Below are 15,320 nucleotides of genomic sequence, written 5' to 3' on the forward strand. Positions count from 1 at the left end.
CGGTGTCACCCCCTCGGGTGCAGGGCGCGGACCGCGGCGGCGAAGGCGTCCCCCCGCGCGGCGTACGAGTCGAACTGGTCCATCGAGGCGCACGCCGGCGCCAGCAGGACCGTGGTGCGACCCGGAGCAGCCGTCGCGCGCGCGTCCGCCAGGCGGCGGGCCTCGGTCACGGCGCGGGTCATCACCGACCCAGTGTCACCGGGATCGACGCGGACGACGGGGACCTGCGGCGCGTGTCGGGCCAGCGCGTCGGCGAGCGGCGCGGCGTCCACCCCGATGAGCACGACGGCGTGCAGCCGGTCGGCCCGGGCCGCGACGAGGCCGTCGAACGTGGCGCCCTTGGCGAGCCCGCCGGCGATCCACACGACGCTGCCGGCCTCGAACGAGGCGAGCGCGGCGGCCGCGGCGTGCGCGTTGGTCGCCTTGGAGTCGTCCACCCACCGCACGCCGTCGACCTCGGCGACCGTCGCGATGCGGTGCGCGCCCGGCCGGTACGCGCGCAGCCCCGCGCCGACCGCCTCCGGGGGCACGCCGTGCGCGAGCGCCAGCGCCGCGGCGGCGAGCGCGTCCTGGACCACGTGCGGCGCGAGCCCGTCGGGCCCCGCCAGGTGCGCGAGGTCGTCGAAGGTCGCGACCTCCGCCGCGTGCGTGTGCCGGAGCGCCGCGAACCCGCGGTCGACGAGCACCTGGTCGACCAGGCCGACCTGGCCGACCGACGGCGCGCCCAGGGTGATCCCGACGGCGACCGCGCCGTCCGCGACGTCCGCCTCGCGCACGAGGTGCTCGGTGGTGGGGTCGGCGGCGTTGTAGACGCAGGCCACCTCGACGCCCGCGTACACGCGCCCCTTGTCGGCCGCGTACGCGTCGAGCGAGCCGTGCCAGTCCAGGTGGTCGGCGGCGACGTTCAGCACGACCGCGGCCTGCGCGGCCATCGACTCGGTGTGGTGCAGCTGGAAGCTCGACAGCTCCACCGCCAGCACGTCCATCGCCGGGTCCGTCGCGGCCAGCACGACGGGCGTGCCGACGTTGCCGACGGCGGCCGCCCGGCGGCCCGCCGCGGTCAGCACCGACGCCAGCATCTCCACGGTGGTGGTCTTGCCGTTGGTGCCGGTCACGGCCAGCCACGGCGCCGGGCCGTCGCCGGTGTCCCGGTCGACGCGCAGCCGCCAGGCGAGCTCGACCTCGCTCCAGACGGGGACGCCCGCGGCCCGCGCCGCCGCGAGCAGCGGGTGCGACGGCGGCCAGCCGGGCGAGACCACGACGACGTCGGCGTCGGTGAGCCGGTCGCCCGCGAGGAACGCCTCGACGGTCGCGTCCGCGTCGTCGGCGCGGTCGTCCACGGTCGTCACGTGCGCGCCGAGGCCGGCGAGGACGTCGCGCGCCGCGCGCCCGGAGACGCCGAGGCCCGCGACGACGACCCGCGCCGACGCCAGCCCGCTCCGGTCGAGCTCGACAGGGTCGCCGGCCACGGTCAGCCCGTCACCCACTCGGCGTAGAAGATGCCGACGCCGAGCGCCACGAACAGCCCCGCGATCAACCAGAACCGGATGACGATCGTGACCTCGCCCCACCCCGACAGCTCGAAGTGGTGGTGCAGCGGTGCCATCTTGAACACCCGCCTGCCCGTCATCTTGAAGAAGCCGATCTGGATGACGTCGGACAGGACGATGATCACGAACAGGCCGCCGATGATCGCGGCGAGCACCTCGGTGCGCGTGACGATCGACATGCCGGCCAGCGCGCCGCCGAGCGCCAGGGAGCCGGTGTCCCCCATGAAGATCTTGGCCGGGCTGGCGTTCCACCAGAGGAACCCGAAGCACGCGCCGGTGATGGCCGCGGCCACCACCGCCATGTCGAGCGGGTCGCGGGTGGCGTAGCAGCGGGCGCCCGCGGTGAGGGCGCAGCGCTGGTTGAACTGCCAGACGCAGACGATGACGTAGGCGCCGAACACGATGAGGGAGGCGCCCGTGGCCAGCCCGTCGAGCCCGTCGGTGAGGTTCACCGCGTTCGACCACGCCGTGATGAGGAAGTTGGCCCAGATCACGAACAGGATCGCGCCGATCGTGGCCCCGGCGAACGCGAGGTCGAGCCCGGTGTCCCGGATGAACGAGATCTTCGTGGACGCCGGGGTGCGCGCGGTCACGTCGGGGAACTGCAGCGCGAGGACCGCGAAGGTGATGCCGACGAATCCCTGGCCGACGATCTTCCAGCGCGCCGAGAGCCCGAGGCTGCGCTGCCGGGAGATCTTGATGAAGTCGTCGAGGAACCCGACGACCCCCAGTCCCGTCATGAGGAACAGCACCAGCACCGAGGACGCGCTCGGGAGGTTCCCCGTGGCCAGCGCCGCGACGCCGAACCCGATCAGCGTGGCGCCGATGATCACGACGCCGCCCATGGTCGGCGTGCCGCGCTTGGTGTAGTGCGCGGTCGGCCCGTCCTGGCGGATGAACTGGCCGTACTGCTTGGTGACCAGGAAGTTGATGAACAGCGGGGTGGCGAGCAGCGCCACCACCATCGCGACGCCACCGGCGACGAGGACGGAGATCACGGGTGCACCTCCGTCGTCGGCCGGGCGGCGGTGAGCAGGTCGCCCAGCCGCCACAGGCCCGCGTCGTTGGAGGACTTCACCAGCACGACGTCCCCCGGGCGCAGCTCGGACTCCAGGAACGCCGCGGCGGCGTCGACGTCGTCGACCATGACCACCTCGTCGCCCCAGGAGCCCTCGCGCTGCGCGCCCGCCGCGATGCCGAGCGCGCCGCGCCCGACGACGACCGTCAGGCCGATGTTCAGCCGGACCACCTGGAGGCCGACCGCCTCGTGCTCGGCGCGCGAGTCGGCGCCGAGCTCCATCATCTCGCCCAGGACCGCGACCGAGCGGCGCTCCCGCCCGGCCAGGACGGCCAGGGCGCGCAGCGCGGCCCGCATCGAGTCGGGGTTGGCGTTGTAGGAGTCGTCGACCACGGTCACGCCGTCGGCGCGCTCCACGACGTGCATCCGGTGCGGGCTCAGCGCGTCCGCGGCGGACAACCCGGCCGCGACGTCCTCGAGCGGCAGGCCCACGGCGAGGGCCGCGGCGGCGGCACCCAGCGCGTTGTGCACGTGGTGCTCCCCGACCAGGCGCAGCGTCACCTCGGCCCGCTGCCGCTCCCCGGGCGCGTCCCCCTCGACGGGCGGCACGGGGCCGGCGTCGAGGGTGAACGCGGCGCGGCCCGCGCGGTCCACCCGCAGGTCCACGGCGCGGACGTCGGCGCCCGACGTCGTGCCGAAGGTCGCGACCGGTCCCGGCGCCTGCGCGGCCATGGCCAGGACGCGGTCGTCGTCGGCGTTGAGCACCGCGACGCCGCCCGGCGCCAGGCCGGCGACGAGCTCGGCCTTCGCGCGCGCGACCGCCTCGATGCCGCCGAAGCCCTCCAGGTGGGCGTGGCCGACGACGAGGACGACGGCGACGTCGGGCGGTGCGATGTCGGTGAGGTACTGCAGGTGGCCGATCCCGGAGGCGCCCATCTCGAGCACGAGGAACCGGGTCTGCTCGTCGGCGCGCAGCACGGTGAGCGGCAGGCCGATCTCGTTGTTGAACGACTTGACCGGCGCCACGGTCGGGCCGGCCGCGGTGCACAGCTGCGCCAGCAGGTCCTTGGTCGTGGTCTTGCCGACCGAGCCGGTGACGCCGATGACCCGCAGGTCCGTGCCGCCGGGCTCCACCGCGGCCTCACGGAGCTGCGCCAGCACGGCGCGCGCCAGGTCGCCCAGCGCCTTCTCGACGTCGTCGACGACGACCGACGGCAGCGTCACCGGGCCGCCGTCGTCGGGTCCGTCGTGGGTGACGGGATGCGCCGCGAGCACCAGGTGGGCGCCCGCGCGCACCGCGGCCCCCGCGAAGTCGTGGCCGTCGGCCTGCTCCCCCGGGAGCGCGACGAAGAGCGAGCCGGGCTCGACCTGCCGCGAGTCGACGACCACCGGGCCGGTGACCACGGTCGCCGGGTCGAGGTCCTCCGGGCACAGCCGTCCCCCGGTCGCGGCCGCCACCTGCGCCGCCGTCATCGCGATCACGCGTGCTGCTCCTGCGCCTCGCGCGCCGTGAGCGCGGCGTCCGCCGCGCGCAGCACGTCGCGGTCGTTGTACCGGTGGAAGACCCCGGCGATCTCCTGCGTCGGCTCGTGGCCCTTGCCCGTGATGATGATGGTGTCCAGCTCCGTGGCGAGGTCGAGTGCGTCGTGGATGGCCTGCGTGCGGCTGCTCGCCTCGTGCACGTCGGCCAGGTCGGGGCGCTCCTCGCGCACCCCGGACAGGATGGCAGCCCGGATGGACGCGGGGTCCTCCGAGCGGGGGTTCTCGTCCGTGACGACGAGCACGTCGGCCAGCCGCGCGGCGACCGACCCCATGATCGGGCGCTTGCCCTGGTCGCGGTCGCCGTCCGACCCGAACACGATGACCAGGCGGCCCGGCGTGATCGGGCGCACGGCCTCGAGGGCGAGCACGAGGGCGTCGGGGGTGTGCGCGTAGTCGACCAGGCACAGCGGGCGGCCGCCCGCGCCGCCGGAGCCCTCGCGGCGCTCGATGACGCGCTCCATGCGACCGGGGATCTGGTGGGCCGTGCCGACGGCGTCGATCGCGACGTCCAGCGGCACGCCCGCGCGGTACGCGAGGACGACGGCCAGCGCCGCGTTCGACACGTTCACCAGGCCGGGCAGCGGGCTGGCGGCGCGGTGCTCGGCGCCGTCCGGTGCCCGCAGCGTGAACGAGGAGCCCACGCCGTCCAGGCCCACGTCGGCGTCGGTCACCGCCCAGTCGGCGGTCTCGCCCTCGGGCGCGCCGACGTGCGTGGCGACGGTGTCGACCGGGATCTCGGCCTCGGTTGCGAGGCGGCGTCCCCACGCGTCGTCGACGACCACGACGCCCCGGCGCGCGTGGCCCGGCCGGAACAGCTGCGCCTTGGCGGCGAAGTAGCCCTCCATGTCGCCGTGGAAGTCCAGGTGGTCGCGCTGGAGGTTGGTGAACCCGGCGACGTCGAGCTCCAGGCCGGTCATCCGGCCGAGCGCGAGGGCGTGCGAGGAGACCTCCATCGCGGCGGCGGTCGCGCCGCGCTCGAGCCCGAGCGCGAGCATCGACTGCACCACGGGCGCCTCGACCGTCGTGCGCGGGCTCTCGATCGCCTCGTCGCCGATCCGCAGCTCGACCGTGCCCATGACGATCGTGCGCTCGTGCGCGCGGCGCAGGGCGGCGTCCACGAAGTAGGTCGTGGTCGTCTTGCCGTTGGTGCCGGTGACGCCGACCGTTGTCACCCGGCGGCCGGGGTGGTCGTGCAGCCACGCGGCGATCGGCCCGGCGGTGCCCCGCGGGTCGTCGGTGACGAGCACCGGCACCCCCGCCAGCGCCGCGTCGCCGGCGAGCAGCCGAGCGCCCGCGTCGTCCGTGACGACCGCCACCGCGCCGGCGGCGACCGCCTGCGCGCCGTGGGCCGCGCCGTGCGTGCGCGCCCCGGGGACGGCCACGAAGACGTCGCCGGGCGCGGCGTCGCCGCTGGCGACCGTGACGCCCGTGGTCTCGAGGTCCGCCGGGACCGGCGCAGCGGCGCTGACGAGGCCGAACGCGTCGGCGAGGTCGGCGACCCGGCGTCGGTGGGGGTGCTCCGGGCGCAGCCGGCCCTGCGGGGACGTCATAGGGAGAATCTACCGCGCGAGGCGGCACCCCCCGCGACCGCAGGGGTCCGCCGGGGGGTGCGCGCGGCACGCCGCACGGCCGTCACCAGGTCGTCGGGAACAGCTGCGCCGGCGCCCCGCTGGGGGCGACGCCGAGCTCGGTCAGGGCGTATCCGGCCACGTCGGAGAACACGGGACCGGCCACGGTGCCGCCCCACTCCGACGTCCGCGGGTTGTGCAGCACGACGCTCAGGGCGATCTCCGGGTCGTCCGCCGGCGCCACGCCGATGAACGACGCCGTGATCCCCTGGCTGCCGTCGCCGGCCCAGGACTGCGCGGTTCCCGTCTTGCCGGCGACGCGGTAGCCGGGGATGGCGGCGGACGAGCCGGTGCCTTCGTCGACGGCGCTCTCCATCATGGTCAGGACCGTGTCGGCGGTCGCCTGCGAGACGACCTGCGTCGTCTCGGGTGCGGGCGCCGGCGTGTAGGTGCCGTCCGGCTCCGTCCAGCCCTTCACCAGGTGCGGGGCGACGCGGACGCCGTCGTTGGCGATGATGGCGAACACGTCCGTCGCCTGCAGCGCCGTGACGGACACGGCCTGGCCGAACAGCACGGCGTACTTCGACCGGCCGTCCCAGTCCTCCGAGGGGTGCAGCAGGCCGGCGGACTCCTGCGGCAGCTCGATGCCCGTCCGCGACCCGAAGCCGAACTTGGCCAGGTAGTCGTACCGGACCTGCTGCGGGATGTTCTGGCCGATCATCACGGTGCCGGTGTTGGACGACTCGGCGAGGATGCCCGTCGTGGTCAGCCGCAGGCCGGCGTGCTCGTGCGAGTCCTTGAACGTCTGGTCGTTCGACGTCGTGTACTGGTACGGCACCTCGAACTGGTCGAGGGGGTCCACCAGGCCGGTCTCGATGGCCGCGGCCATGGTGATGACCTTGGCCGTCGAGCCGGGCTCGAACACGTCCGAGACGGCTCCGGAGCCGCCGAGCAGGTCGGTGGTGGCGCCGGGGTCGTTCGGGTCGACCGTGCGGGACTCCGCGATCGCCAGGATCTCCCCCGTCTTCGGCGCGATCGCCACGATCGAGCCCGAGTCCGACCCCGTCGCGGCCACCTGGGCCTCGATGGCCTGCTGGGCCTTCCACTGCAGGTCGGCGTTCAGGGTCAGCTGCACGCTGCGGCCGTCGGTCGCCGCGGTCGACTCCTGGAACCCGCCCGGGATCTGCTGACCGCCGGCCCCGCGCTCGTACGTCGTGGTGCCCGGCGTGCCGGAGAGCTCCTCGTCGAGCATCGCCTCGATGCCCTGCGCGCCCTCGCCGTCCCCGTTCACCCAGCCGAGCACGTTGCCCGCGAGGTTCCCGTTCGGGTACGTCCGCTCGGCGACCTGCTCGCCGCTGATGCCGTTGATCCGCAGCTCGCGGACCGCCTGCCACACCTCGGGCAGCACGCCCTTGACGATGTACTTGTACCCGGAGTCGCCGTCCAGCTTGGCGCCGAGCTCGGCCGCGTTGACCTCGAGCAGCGGCGCCAGGAGCTGGGCCGCCCCGGCCGCGCCCGAGTAGGACTCGCCGTCGACCTTGGCCGACCAGGTGGCGATCTGCTTCTGGTTCACGACGATGTCGTAGCGGTCCACCGAGGTGGCGAGGACCTCGCCCTGGCTGTCGGTGATCTGGCCGCGTGCCGCGACCAGCTGGGCCGTCGTGAGCCGGCTGCCCAGCGCCTCGGCGGCGATGGCGTCGCCCTCGATGCCCTGCAGCCAGACCAGCCGGCCGGAGAACACGGTCAGCAGCAGGGCGACCAGCACCACCAGCACGGTGCGCCGGCGGTTGAGCTGCGCGACGCTCGGGCCGCCGGGCCGCTGCGGACCCGACCCGCCGCGACCGCGCTGCGTGGGCAGGTGGCCGCCGGGAGCACCCGTCGAGCGCGACCGCACCGGGCGCGCCGGGGCGGCGGTGCGGCGCGTCGGCGTGCTCACTCGCCCGCTCCCGTCCCGCCCTGGACCGTGCCGTCCGACAGCCGCAGCCAGCCGGTGGAGCCGGCGGGCTGCATGCCCTGGGCGATCGCGCGCTCGGCGAGCCGCGCCGGGGCCTTGTTCGCGTCGATCTCCGCCGACAGCGCCTGCTCGGTGCGGGCCAGCTCGGCCAGCCGGACGTCCATCGTGCGGGTGGCGTAGGCGCCGGCGGCGAGCTGGGTGTTCAGCAGCAGGGCGGCCAGCAGCGCCGCGGCGAGGATCGCCATGCACGTGACGACGAACGGCACGTGCGTGCGCGCCTGCGCCGGCGGCCGGACGAGCCGCAGGCGCGGCTTCGCGGCCGGGGAGGACGCCGGCGCGCCCGGCGCGCCTGCCGGACGGGGGCGGACGCGCGGGGCGGACACCCGCGGTGCGGCCTGCTCGGCGCTCATGCGGTTCTCCTCGGGCCGTGGGTCGGGGTGCTGCGGTCGGGGCTGCGGGTGCTGCGGCCGTGGCGGGCGCCACGACCACCGGGACTGTCGTCGGTGCGGCCGGGCCGCAGGTGCTCGGGCGTCGGGCGGAGGCGCTCGGCGGCGCGCAGCCGCACCGACTGCGAGCGGGGGTTGCGGGCCAGCTCGGCCTCGTCGGCCTCCTCCGCACCCCGGGTCAGGAGGCGCAGGAACGGCTCGTGGGTGTCCGGCACCACCGGCAGCCCCGGCGGGGCGCTGATCTCGGCGCCCGCGGCGAACGCGCGCTTGACCAGGCGGTCCTCGAGCGACTGGTAGGCCTCGACGACGATCCGCCCGCCGACCACCAGCGACTCGATCGCGGCCGGCACGGCGCGCGCCAGCACGGCCAGCTCGTCGTTCACCTCGATGCGCAGCGCCTGGAAGGTGCGCTTCGCGGGGTTGCCGCCGGTCTGCCGGGCCGCCGCGGGGATCCCCGCGCGGACCAGGTCCACCAGCTCCCCCGACCGCTCGATCGGGGCCTTCTCCCGCGCCTGCACGATGCGCCGGGCGATGCGACCGGCGAACCGCTCCTCGCCGTACTCGCGCAGCACGCGGGTGAGGTCGGCCTCGGCGTAGGTGTTGAGCACCTCGGCCGCCGTCCGGCCGCGCGTCGGGTCCATCCGCATGTCGAGCGGGGCGTCCTGCGCGTAGGAGAACCCGCGCTCCGCCTCGTCCAGCTGCAGCGAGGAGACGCCGAGGTCCATGAGCACGCCCTGCACGCCGGGCAGCCCGAGCTCCTCGAGGACCTCGGGGATCTCGTCGTAGACGGCGTGCACCGGGGTGAACCGGTCGCCGAACCGCGCGAGCCGCAGCGACGCGAGCCGCAGGGCCTCGGGGTCGCGGTCGACGCCGACCACCCGCACGTGCTCGAACGCCGCCAGCACGCCCTCGGTGTGCCCGCCCATGCCGAGCGTCGCGTCGACCATGACGGAACCCGGCTCCGCGAGCGCGGGGCCGAGCAGGTCCAGGCAGCGCTGCAGGAGCACCGGCGTGTGCCGGGACGCGGCGTCGCGCTCGGTCATGGGGGCTCCTCTCAGTGCGGTCCGGGTGGAGCACGGTGGTGGTCGGGCGGCCCCTCCGCCGTCCGACCAGATCCCCCACCGGCCCTCTGACGCCGGGGAAGTGCGTCAGAGCTGCCGGGGGGAGGTCTCGCCGGGCGGTGGTGCTGGTGCTCGGTCGTGCTCCGGGTGGTGCTGGGTCGTGCTGGGGTGCTGCTCGGTCGTGCGGTCAGAAGGCGCCGGGGAACACCTCCTCGGCGGTCTCGGCGTAGCCGGCCTCCTGCTCCGCGAGGTACGTCTCCCACGCCTGCAGGTCCCAGATCTCGACCCGGGTGCCCGCACCGATCACGGCGACGTCCCGGTCGAGGCCCGCGTAGGCGCGGAGCATCGGCGGGATCGAGATCCGGCCCTGCTTGTCCGGCGTCTCGTCCGAGGCGCCGGACAGGAACACGCGGAGGTAGTCGCGGGCCTGCTTGCTGGTCACGGGGGCCTGGCGCAGCTTGTCGTGCATCCGCGCGAACTCGTCGAGCGGCAGCAGGAACAGGCAGCGGTCCTGGCCCCGGGTCATGACCAGGCCCTGGGCGAGCTGGGGGCGGAACTTCGCCGGGAGGATCAGGCGCCCCTTCTCGTCGAGCTTCGGGGTGTGCGTCCCGAGGAAGGGCACGGTGGCGCCGAGTCCGGCAAGTGCTTGCTCGAACCCCACGTCGCCCTCCTCCCCCGGACCGCGTGCTCGGGCACCCCTCGGCCCCCGATGTCTCCACGGTACTCCACTTCGCTCCACCGTCACGGATGGAATCGGCGGCATGCGGGTGAAGTTGAGGTGTCGCCGCAGGTCAGGACCGGTGGAGCAGGGTGGAGGAATCTCCGCGCCCCGTCAGGTCGCCCGCACCCCCCTCGGGCCACCGAGAACGGCCGGGCTCCGGAGCACGAACCGCATCGACGCAGGTCAGGGCTGGTGCGGCCGCGCTCGACCTCCGGGTGTCCCGCCGGGCGGGGAGGAAGGTGGAGGGCCGGGGCGCGGGCGCGGTGGGGGGATGTGGAGGAGCCGGGCTGCGGTTCACCTCCCGCCCGCGTGCACCGCCCTTTAGGCTTCCCCCAGTCGAACCAGAGGGGTCCCCCATGCCGCGAGCCGTGCCCGGCACGTCCGAGATGGACGAGCTCATCGATGTGTCGGACCGGATCCGCGCGGGGATCGACCGCGTGATCGCCGGCCGGCCGGAGCTGGTGCGCACCACGGTCGCCGTGCTGCTCGCCGAGGGGCACCTGCTGCTCGAGGACGTGCCCGGCGTCGGCAAGACCACGCTGGCCAAGGCGCTGGCGCGCACCATCGACTGCACCGTCGGCCGCGTGCAGTTCACCCCCGACCTGCTGCCGAGCGACCTCACCGGCGTCACGATCTACCGGGCCGCCACGCAGGAGTTCGAGTTCCGCCCCGGTCCGGTCTTCTCGCACATCGTCATCGGGGACGAGATCAACCGCGCGTCGCCGAAGACCCAGGCGGCGCTGCTCGAGTCGATGCAGGAGGCGCAGGTCACGGTCGACGGCACCACCTACCCGCTGCCGCGCCCGTTCCTGGTCGTCGCCACCCAGAACCCGGTCGAGATGGAGGGCACCTACCCGCTGCCCGAGGCGCAGCGCGACCGGTTCATGGCCCGGCTCACCGTCGGCTACCCGAGCGTGGAGGCCGAGCTGGCGATGCTCGACCTGCAGGAGACGTCGGACCCGCTGGCGCACCTGTCCCCCGTCACCGACGCCGCCCAGGTCGGGCGGCTGGTCGCGACGACCCGCCAGCTCTACGCCTCCCCCGCGGTCAAGCAGTACGTCGTCGACCTCGTGTCCGGCACCCGCGACGACGCGGCACTGCGGCTCGGCGCGTCCCCGCGCGCCGCGATCCAGCTGCTCCGCGCCGCCAAGGGCCTCGCCGCGGTCGACGGGCGCGACCACGTGCTCCCGGACGACGTGCAGCAGCTCGCCGAGCCCGTCCTGGCGCACCGCCTGATCCTCAGCGCCGAGTCGCGGCTGTCGGGCCGCTCCGGCCAGGACGTCGTCGCCGACCTCGTCGCGCGGACCGCCGTCCCCGCGCCGGCCCGCGTCGCCGTCCACGACCGGACCGCGGCGGGCTGATGCGCCTGCGCCCGACCCGCCGCGGCGTGGGCCTGGTGGTCCTCGGCCTGGTCGTCGGCGCCACGGGCACGGCCTTCGGGTCCACCGACCTCCTGACCATCGGCACGCTGCCGGTCCTGCTGGTGGTGCTCGGCCTGCTCGGCGTCGGCCTGGTCGACCCCGGGCGCGGCCGCGGGCTGCGCACCCGCCGCTCCCTGCGTCCCGACCCCGTGCACGTGGGCCGCACCGCCGACGTGCTGGTCGAGGTCAGCCTCGCCCAGGGCGCGGCCCGCGCGCGCCTCACCGACCTGCGGCTGCGCGAGCAGGCCGCGGTCGAGCTCTCCGGCGGCCGGCCGCTGCGCGCCACCGTGTCCCGCGAACCCCGCGCCGTGCGGCTGCGCTACTCGGTGCAGGCCACGCGCCGCGGCCGCTGGGCCCTCGGGCCGCTCGTCGTCACGCGCACGGACCCCTTCGGCGTCGCCCGGGTCCGCGCCACGCTCGGCGAGCGGGAGACGGTCACCGTCTGGCCGGCCGTCGTCGACCTGCCGGTCCCGCGCGAGCTGCTGGTCGCCGAGCCGGAGCGCTCCGTCGTCGGCGCCCAGTCCCCCGCGCCCGACGACGCCGCGCTGCGCGACTACCGGGTCGGCGACGACCTGCGCCGGGTGCACTGGCCCAGCAGCGCCCGCCGCGGCGAGCTCGTGGTCCGCTCCGACGAGCGTGCCGGCATGCGCCCCGTCACCGTGCTGCTCGACCAGCCCGTGCCCGGGGACGACCTGGAGTGGAGCATCTCGCTCGCAGCCTCCGTCGCCCTCGCCGTGCACGGCGCCGGGCACCCGACGCACCTGCTCACCGGGACCGCGGTCGACGACCCGCGCGCGACGCGCGCGGACGCCCCGAACGCCCAGCGGCTGCTCGACGCGACCGTCGACCTGGTCGGGCAGCCGGACGCCGCGACCGCGGAGCGCGCGCTGCTGGCGGAGATCCGCGGGCTCGACGAGGCCGACGGCGGCTCCGGGCTGGTCGTGGCCGTGCTCGGCCCGCACGGCCCCGCCGGCCGCGCCGCGCTCGCCGGCGTCAGCCAGACCCGGCCCGGCTGGGCCGTGGTCCGCGGCGGGGACCACGACGAGGCCGCCACCGCGACGGCACGCTCGCTGCGCCGCGCCGGGTGGCGCGTCGTCCAGGCAGAGCCCGGGGCCGACCTCGCCGCCACGTGGTGGCGCCTGACCGGGGGTGCCGCGTGAGCGGCGAGGCGACGCTGCGCCGCGGCTGGCGCTCGCCCGTCGCGACCGCCCTCGTCGCGCTCGCGACCTGCACCGCGCTCGGCGCGCTCGCCGGCCTGCTCGCCCCCGGCGCGTGGGGGTGGCACGCGGCCGTGGCCGTCGGCGCCACCGCCCTCGTCGTCGGCGGGGTGCGCAGCCTCACCGCCTCCGCCTGGCTGCCCTCGGGTGCCGGGCTCGTCGCCGCTGCCTACGGCCTGCTCGCCTGGTACGCGACGCCGCCGGGCGGCAACCCGCTGCTGGTCGGACCCGGCACCGTCGAGCACGCCGGCCAGCTCCTCACCCAGGCCGGTCAGCTGATCGAGACCTCCGTGGTCCCGATGGTCGTGTGGCCGCCCGTCGAGCTCGTCCTGGTCGGGGCGGCCGTGCTGGTGTTCCTCGCCGCGGACCTGCTCGCCGTCGGCTGCGGCATGCCGGCGCTCACCGGGCTCGCCTTCGTCGCCATGTGGACCCCGGCCGTCGTGCTGGGGTTCGGCGGCAGCACCTGGGCGCTGGCCGTCACCGCCTTCCTCTACCTGATCCTGCTGGCGCTGGCCCAGCCGCCCGTCCCCCGGGAACGCACGACCCAGCGCGCCGGGGTCGTCGTGGCCGGCGCCGCGGGCCTGGTCGTCGTCACCCTGGCCGCCGGCCCGGTCGTGGCCGCGGTGCCCGCGTGGTCGTGGGTCGACCTGCCGGACGTCGGCACCGGCGCCGTCGGACCGGTCCGCCTCGCCGACGACCTGGACCTGCGGGACAGCCTGCGGCAGCAGTCCTCTCAGGTCGTGCTGACCTACACGGTCGACTCCGGTGACGACGGCGACGGGCCCGCCGTCACCGCCGGCCTGGTCGGGCCGCTGCGGTCGTTCACGCTCCGGGACTTCGACGGCCGGTCGTGGCAGCGCGACGCCGACGCCGACGTCGACGACTGGGACCGCGACGGGCTGCTCGCGTCCGACCCGTCGCTGGTCGGCGCGACCCCGGACGCCGCACGCGGCACGCTCGCCGAGGTCGACGTCCGGGTCGGCGCCCTGCGCGAGCAGCGGCTGCCGGTCAGCACCTTCCCGCGGACCGTCGACATCGAGGGTCCCTGGGGCTACGACGCGGCCCGCGACGAGGTCGTCGGCCGCCAGCGCACCGACGTCGGCACCGCCTACGACATGCTCGTGGAGGTGCCGGACCTGACCCCCGCGCTGCTCCGGTCCGCCGCCGGGGACGTCCCCGACGACGTGCAGAGCTACCTCGGGGTCCCCGAGACCGACCACGAGGACGACCTGCGCGCGATCGCCGCCGAGATCACCGCCGGAGCCACCACCGTCTACGACCAGGCGCTCGCCCTGCAGTCGTACTTCCGCGACGGCACGCAGTTCCGCTACGACACGTCCGTCGACGCCGGCGAGAGCGACGACGCCGTCTGGGACTTCCTGCAGAGCCGCCGTGGCTACTGCGTGCAATTCGCGACCTCCATGACCGTGCTGGCCCGGGCGCTCGACATCCCCGCACGGCTCGGCGTCGGGTTCCTGCCGGGCGAGCTCGGCACCGACCGCGCGTACCGCGTCACCGGCGCCGACGCGCACGCCTGGCCCGAGCTGTACTTCCCCGGCACCGGGTGGGTCCGCTTCGAGCCGACGCCGGCCGTGCAGACCGGCCCGCCGCCGTCCTGGAGCAACCCGTTCAGCGCCGCCGCCCCCACCGCGACACCGTCCGCCGCGGCGCCGCAGAGCACCACCGCGCCGACCGCCGAGGCCAGCACCGCGCCCGGGTCGACCGGCGGCGGCCTGCCCGGCGACACCGTCGACACCGGCTCCCGGGGACCGCTCGTCGCCGTCGTCGTCCTGCTGGCCCTCGCCGCCGCGACCGCCGCCGTGCTCGCCTGGCTCCGCCGCCGTCCCGGACCCGAGCTCGCGCCCGAGGTCGCCTGGAAGCGGCTGCGCGACCGGCTCCGGCGTGCCGGCATCGTCTGGTCCGACGCCCACACCCCGCGCCAGGCCGTCGCGACCGTCCGGGAGCAGGTCACCGCCCGCCGTGGCCGGCCGCTCGGACCCGAGGGCGACGCGGCGCTGGTCGCCCTGGCCCACGCGCTCGAGCGTGAGCGGTACGCCCCGTCGCCCGAGGAGTACGACCCCGCGCAGCTCCAGGCCTGGGTCGGCGCGGTGCTCACCGACGTCAGCACCCGCACCCGGGACGACGCCGCCGGCCCCCTCCCCGCCGAGGCCTGACCGCGGGGCCCGCCCCGGGCGAGGGTCCCTGCGGGCGCGTGACCGACGTGCCGAAGCACGGGGGCTGCGGCCGGGTGGCCTGCGCGCGAAGCGTCCGGGCGCGACGGCGCACTCACCGTGCCCGGACGCCCGTGCCCGGACGCCGGTGCCCGGACGCCGGTACCCGGCGTCTCGCGCGCGGCTCAGCGCCGCGCGCGGTCGGCCGCAGCGCGAGAGGTAGCCGAACCGCGAACGGTCAGCGACCCTGCTCGCGGCGCCGGTCCCAGCGGTCCTCCATGCGACTCATGAAGCCCTTCTTCCGGGCCGGTGCCGGCCGCGTCGCGGTGCCGTCGGGACGGACCACGCCGACCGGTCCGCTGCTGCGGCGCGGACGCGTGAACGCGATCGCGACGGAGGCGAACATGACGACGAAGCCCAGGACCCCGAGCCACACCTCGGACGACGCGGCGCCGCCCACCAGCAGCAGCAGTCCAGCCACGGCACCGATGCCGCCCAGGACATACCGCAGAACCGGCTTACGACCACGCGATGTCAGCGTGTTCGCGAGCCGGGGGTCGTCAGATGTGAGCTGACGCTCCATCTGCTCCAGTACACGTTGCTCGTACTCGGAGAGAGGCATTCCAACCCCCGTGCTCCGCCGTCGGGACT

General features: G+C 75.7%; 12 protein-coding genes. 3 read left to right on the top strand and 9 right to left on the bottom strand.

All coding sequences use genetic code 11. From position 1 onward, the window contains the following. Window positions 1-5 precede the first annotated feature (5 nt). The 8 genes from murD to mraZ all read right to left on the bottom strand — a co-directional run bounded on the left by murD (window position 6) and on the right by mraZ (window position 9,761). A complete protein-coding gene (gene murD, locus ACWPWW_RS04140) occupies window positions 6-1,475 on the bottom strand; it encodes a UDP-N-acetylmuramoyl-L-alanine--D-glutamate ligase (RefSeq protein WP_454050393.1) in 1,470 nt (489 codons plus the stop codon). Continuing rightward, window positions 1,472-2,548, bottom strand: coding sequence for a phospho-N-acetylmuramoyl-pentapeptide-transferase (gene mraY, locus ACWPWW_RS04145; RefSeq protein ID WP_454049076.1), 1,077 nt, complete (start codon window positions 2,546-2,548; stop codon window positions 1,472-1,474). Before mraY ends, murD begins: the two co-directional genes overlap by 4 nt. Beyond that, on the bottom strand, window positions 2,545-4,050 hold the full coding sequence (locus tag ACWPWW_RS04150) for a UDP-N-acetylmuramoyl-tripeptide--D-alanyl-D-alanine ligase (protein WP_454049077.1): 1,506 nt from the start codon (window positions 4,048-4,050) through the stop codon (window positions 2,545-2,547). The genes mraY and ACWPWW_RS04150 overlap by 4 nt, the downstream gene beginning before the upstream one ends. After that, entirely contained in the window at window positions 4,047-5,660 is a 1,614-nt protein-coding gene (locus ACWPWW_RS04155; protein WP_454049078.1) for a UDP-N-acetylmuramoyl-L-alanyl-D-glutamate--2,6-diaminopimelate ligase, read from the bottom strand. Before ACWPWW_RS04155 ends, ACWPWW_RS04150 begins: the two co-directional genes overlap by 4 nt. A gap of 82 nt (window positions 5,661-5,742) precedes the next feature. Beyond that, window positions 5,743-7,614: a peptidoglycan D,D-transpeptidase FtsI family protein gene (locus tag ACWPWW_RS04160; protein ID WP_454049079.1), complete on the bottom strand. Its 1,872-nt coding sequence runs from the start codon at window positions 7,612-7,614 to the stop codon at window positions 5,743-5,745. After that, window positions 7,611-8,042: a hypothetical protein gene (locus ACWPWW_RS04165; RefSeq protein ID WP_454049080.1), complete on the bottom strand. Its 432-nt coding sequence runs from the start codon at window positions 8,040-8,042 to the stop codon at window positions 7,611-7,613. Before ACWPWW_RS04165 ends, ACWPWW_RS04160 begins: the two co-directional genes overlap by 4 nt. After that, on the bottom strand, window positions 8,039-9,121 hold the full coding sequence (gene rsmH, locus ACWPWW_RS04170) for a 16S rRNA (cytosine(1402)-N(4))-methyltransferase RsmH (RefSeq protein WP_454049081.1): 1,083 nt from the start codon (window positions 9,119-9,121) through the stop codon (window positions 8,039-8,041). Before rsmH ends, ACWPWW_RS04165 begins: the two co-directional genes overlap by 4 nt. Before the next feature lie 205 nt (window positions 9,122-9,326). Then, entirely contained in the window at window positions 9,327-9,761 is a 435-nt protein-coding gene (gene mraZ, locus ACWPWW_RS04175; RefSeq protein WP_203669252.1) for a division/cell wall cluster transcriptional repressor MraZ, read from the bottom strand. A 455-nt stretch (window positions 9,762-10,216) separates the two neighbouring features. Between mraZ and ACWPWW_RS04180 the strand changes: the two genes are divergently transcribed. From ACWPWW_RS04180 to ACWPWW_RS04190, 3 genes are read left to right on the top strand one after another with little or no spacing between them, the layout of a single operon-like run. Beyond that, window positions 10,217-11,221 carry an AAA family ATPase gene (locus tag ACWPWW_RS04180; protein ID WP_454049082.1) on the top strand — a complete coding sequence of 335 codons (1,005 nt, stop codon included), beginning with the start codon at window positions 10,217-10,219 and terminating at the stop codon, window positions 11,219-11,221. Further along, window positions 11,221-12,441, top strand: a complete 1,221-nt coding sequence (locus ACWPWW_RS04185; protein ID WP_454049083.1) for a DUF58 domain-containing protein — start codon at window positions 11,221-11,223, stop codon at window positions 12,439-12,441. Before ACWPWW_RS04180 ends, ACWPWW_RS04185 begins: the two co-directional genes overlap by 1 nt. After that, window positions 12,438-14,672, top strand: coding sequence for a transglutaminase family protein (locus ACWPWW_RS04190; protein ID WP_454049084.1), 2,235 nt, complete (start codon window positions 12,438-12,440; stop codon window positions 14,670-14,672). Before ACWPWW_RS04185 ends, ACWPWW_RS04190 begins: the two co-directional genes overlap by 4 nt. Window positions 14,673-14,907: 235 nt before the next feature. Here ACWPWW_RS04190 and ACWPWW_RS04195 read toward each other — a convergent pair whose 3' ends face one another. Continuing rightward, the gene (locus tag ACWPWW_RS04195; RefSeq protein ID WP_454049085.1) at window positions 14,908-15,291 is read right to left on the bottom strand and encodes a DUF3040 domain-containing protein; all 384 of its coding nucleotides are present in this window, start codon (window positions 15,289-15,291) and stop codon (window positions 14,908-14,910) included. Window positions 15,292-15,320 lie beyond the last annotated feature (29 nt).

The organism is Cellulomonas sp. Marseille-Q8402 (assembly GCF_965119525.1).

Excerpts from the sequence above, each read along its gene's own strand:
- ACWPWW_RS04155 (WP_454049078.1), bottom strand. The coding sequence starts at position 5,660 with ATGACGTCCCCGCAGGGCCGGCTGCGCCCGGAGCACCCCCACCGACGC.
- ACWPWW_RS04165 (WP_454049080.1), bottom strand. The coding sequence starts at position 8,042 with ATGAGCGCCGAGCAGGCCGCACCGCGGGTGTCCGCCCCGCGCGTCCGC.
- rsmH (WP_454049081.1), bottom strand. The coding sequence starts at position 9,121 with ATGACCGAGCGCGACGCCGCGTCCCGGCACACGCCGGTGCTCCTGCAG.
- ACWPWW_RS04180 (WP_454049082.1), top strand. The coding sequence starts at position 10,217 with ATGCCGCGAGCCGTGCCCGGCACGTCCGAGATGGACGAGCTCATCGAT.
- ACWPWW_RS04185 (WP_454049083.1), top strand. The coding sequence starts at position 11,221 with ATGCGCCTGCGCCCGACCCGCCGCGGCGTGGGCCTGGTGGTCCTCGGC.
- ACWPWW_RS04195 (WP_454049085.1), bottom strand. The coding sequence starts at position 15,291 with ATGCCTCTCTCCGAGTACGAGCAACGTGTACTGGAGCAGATGGAGCGT.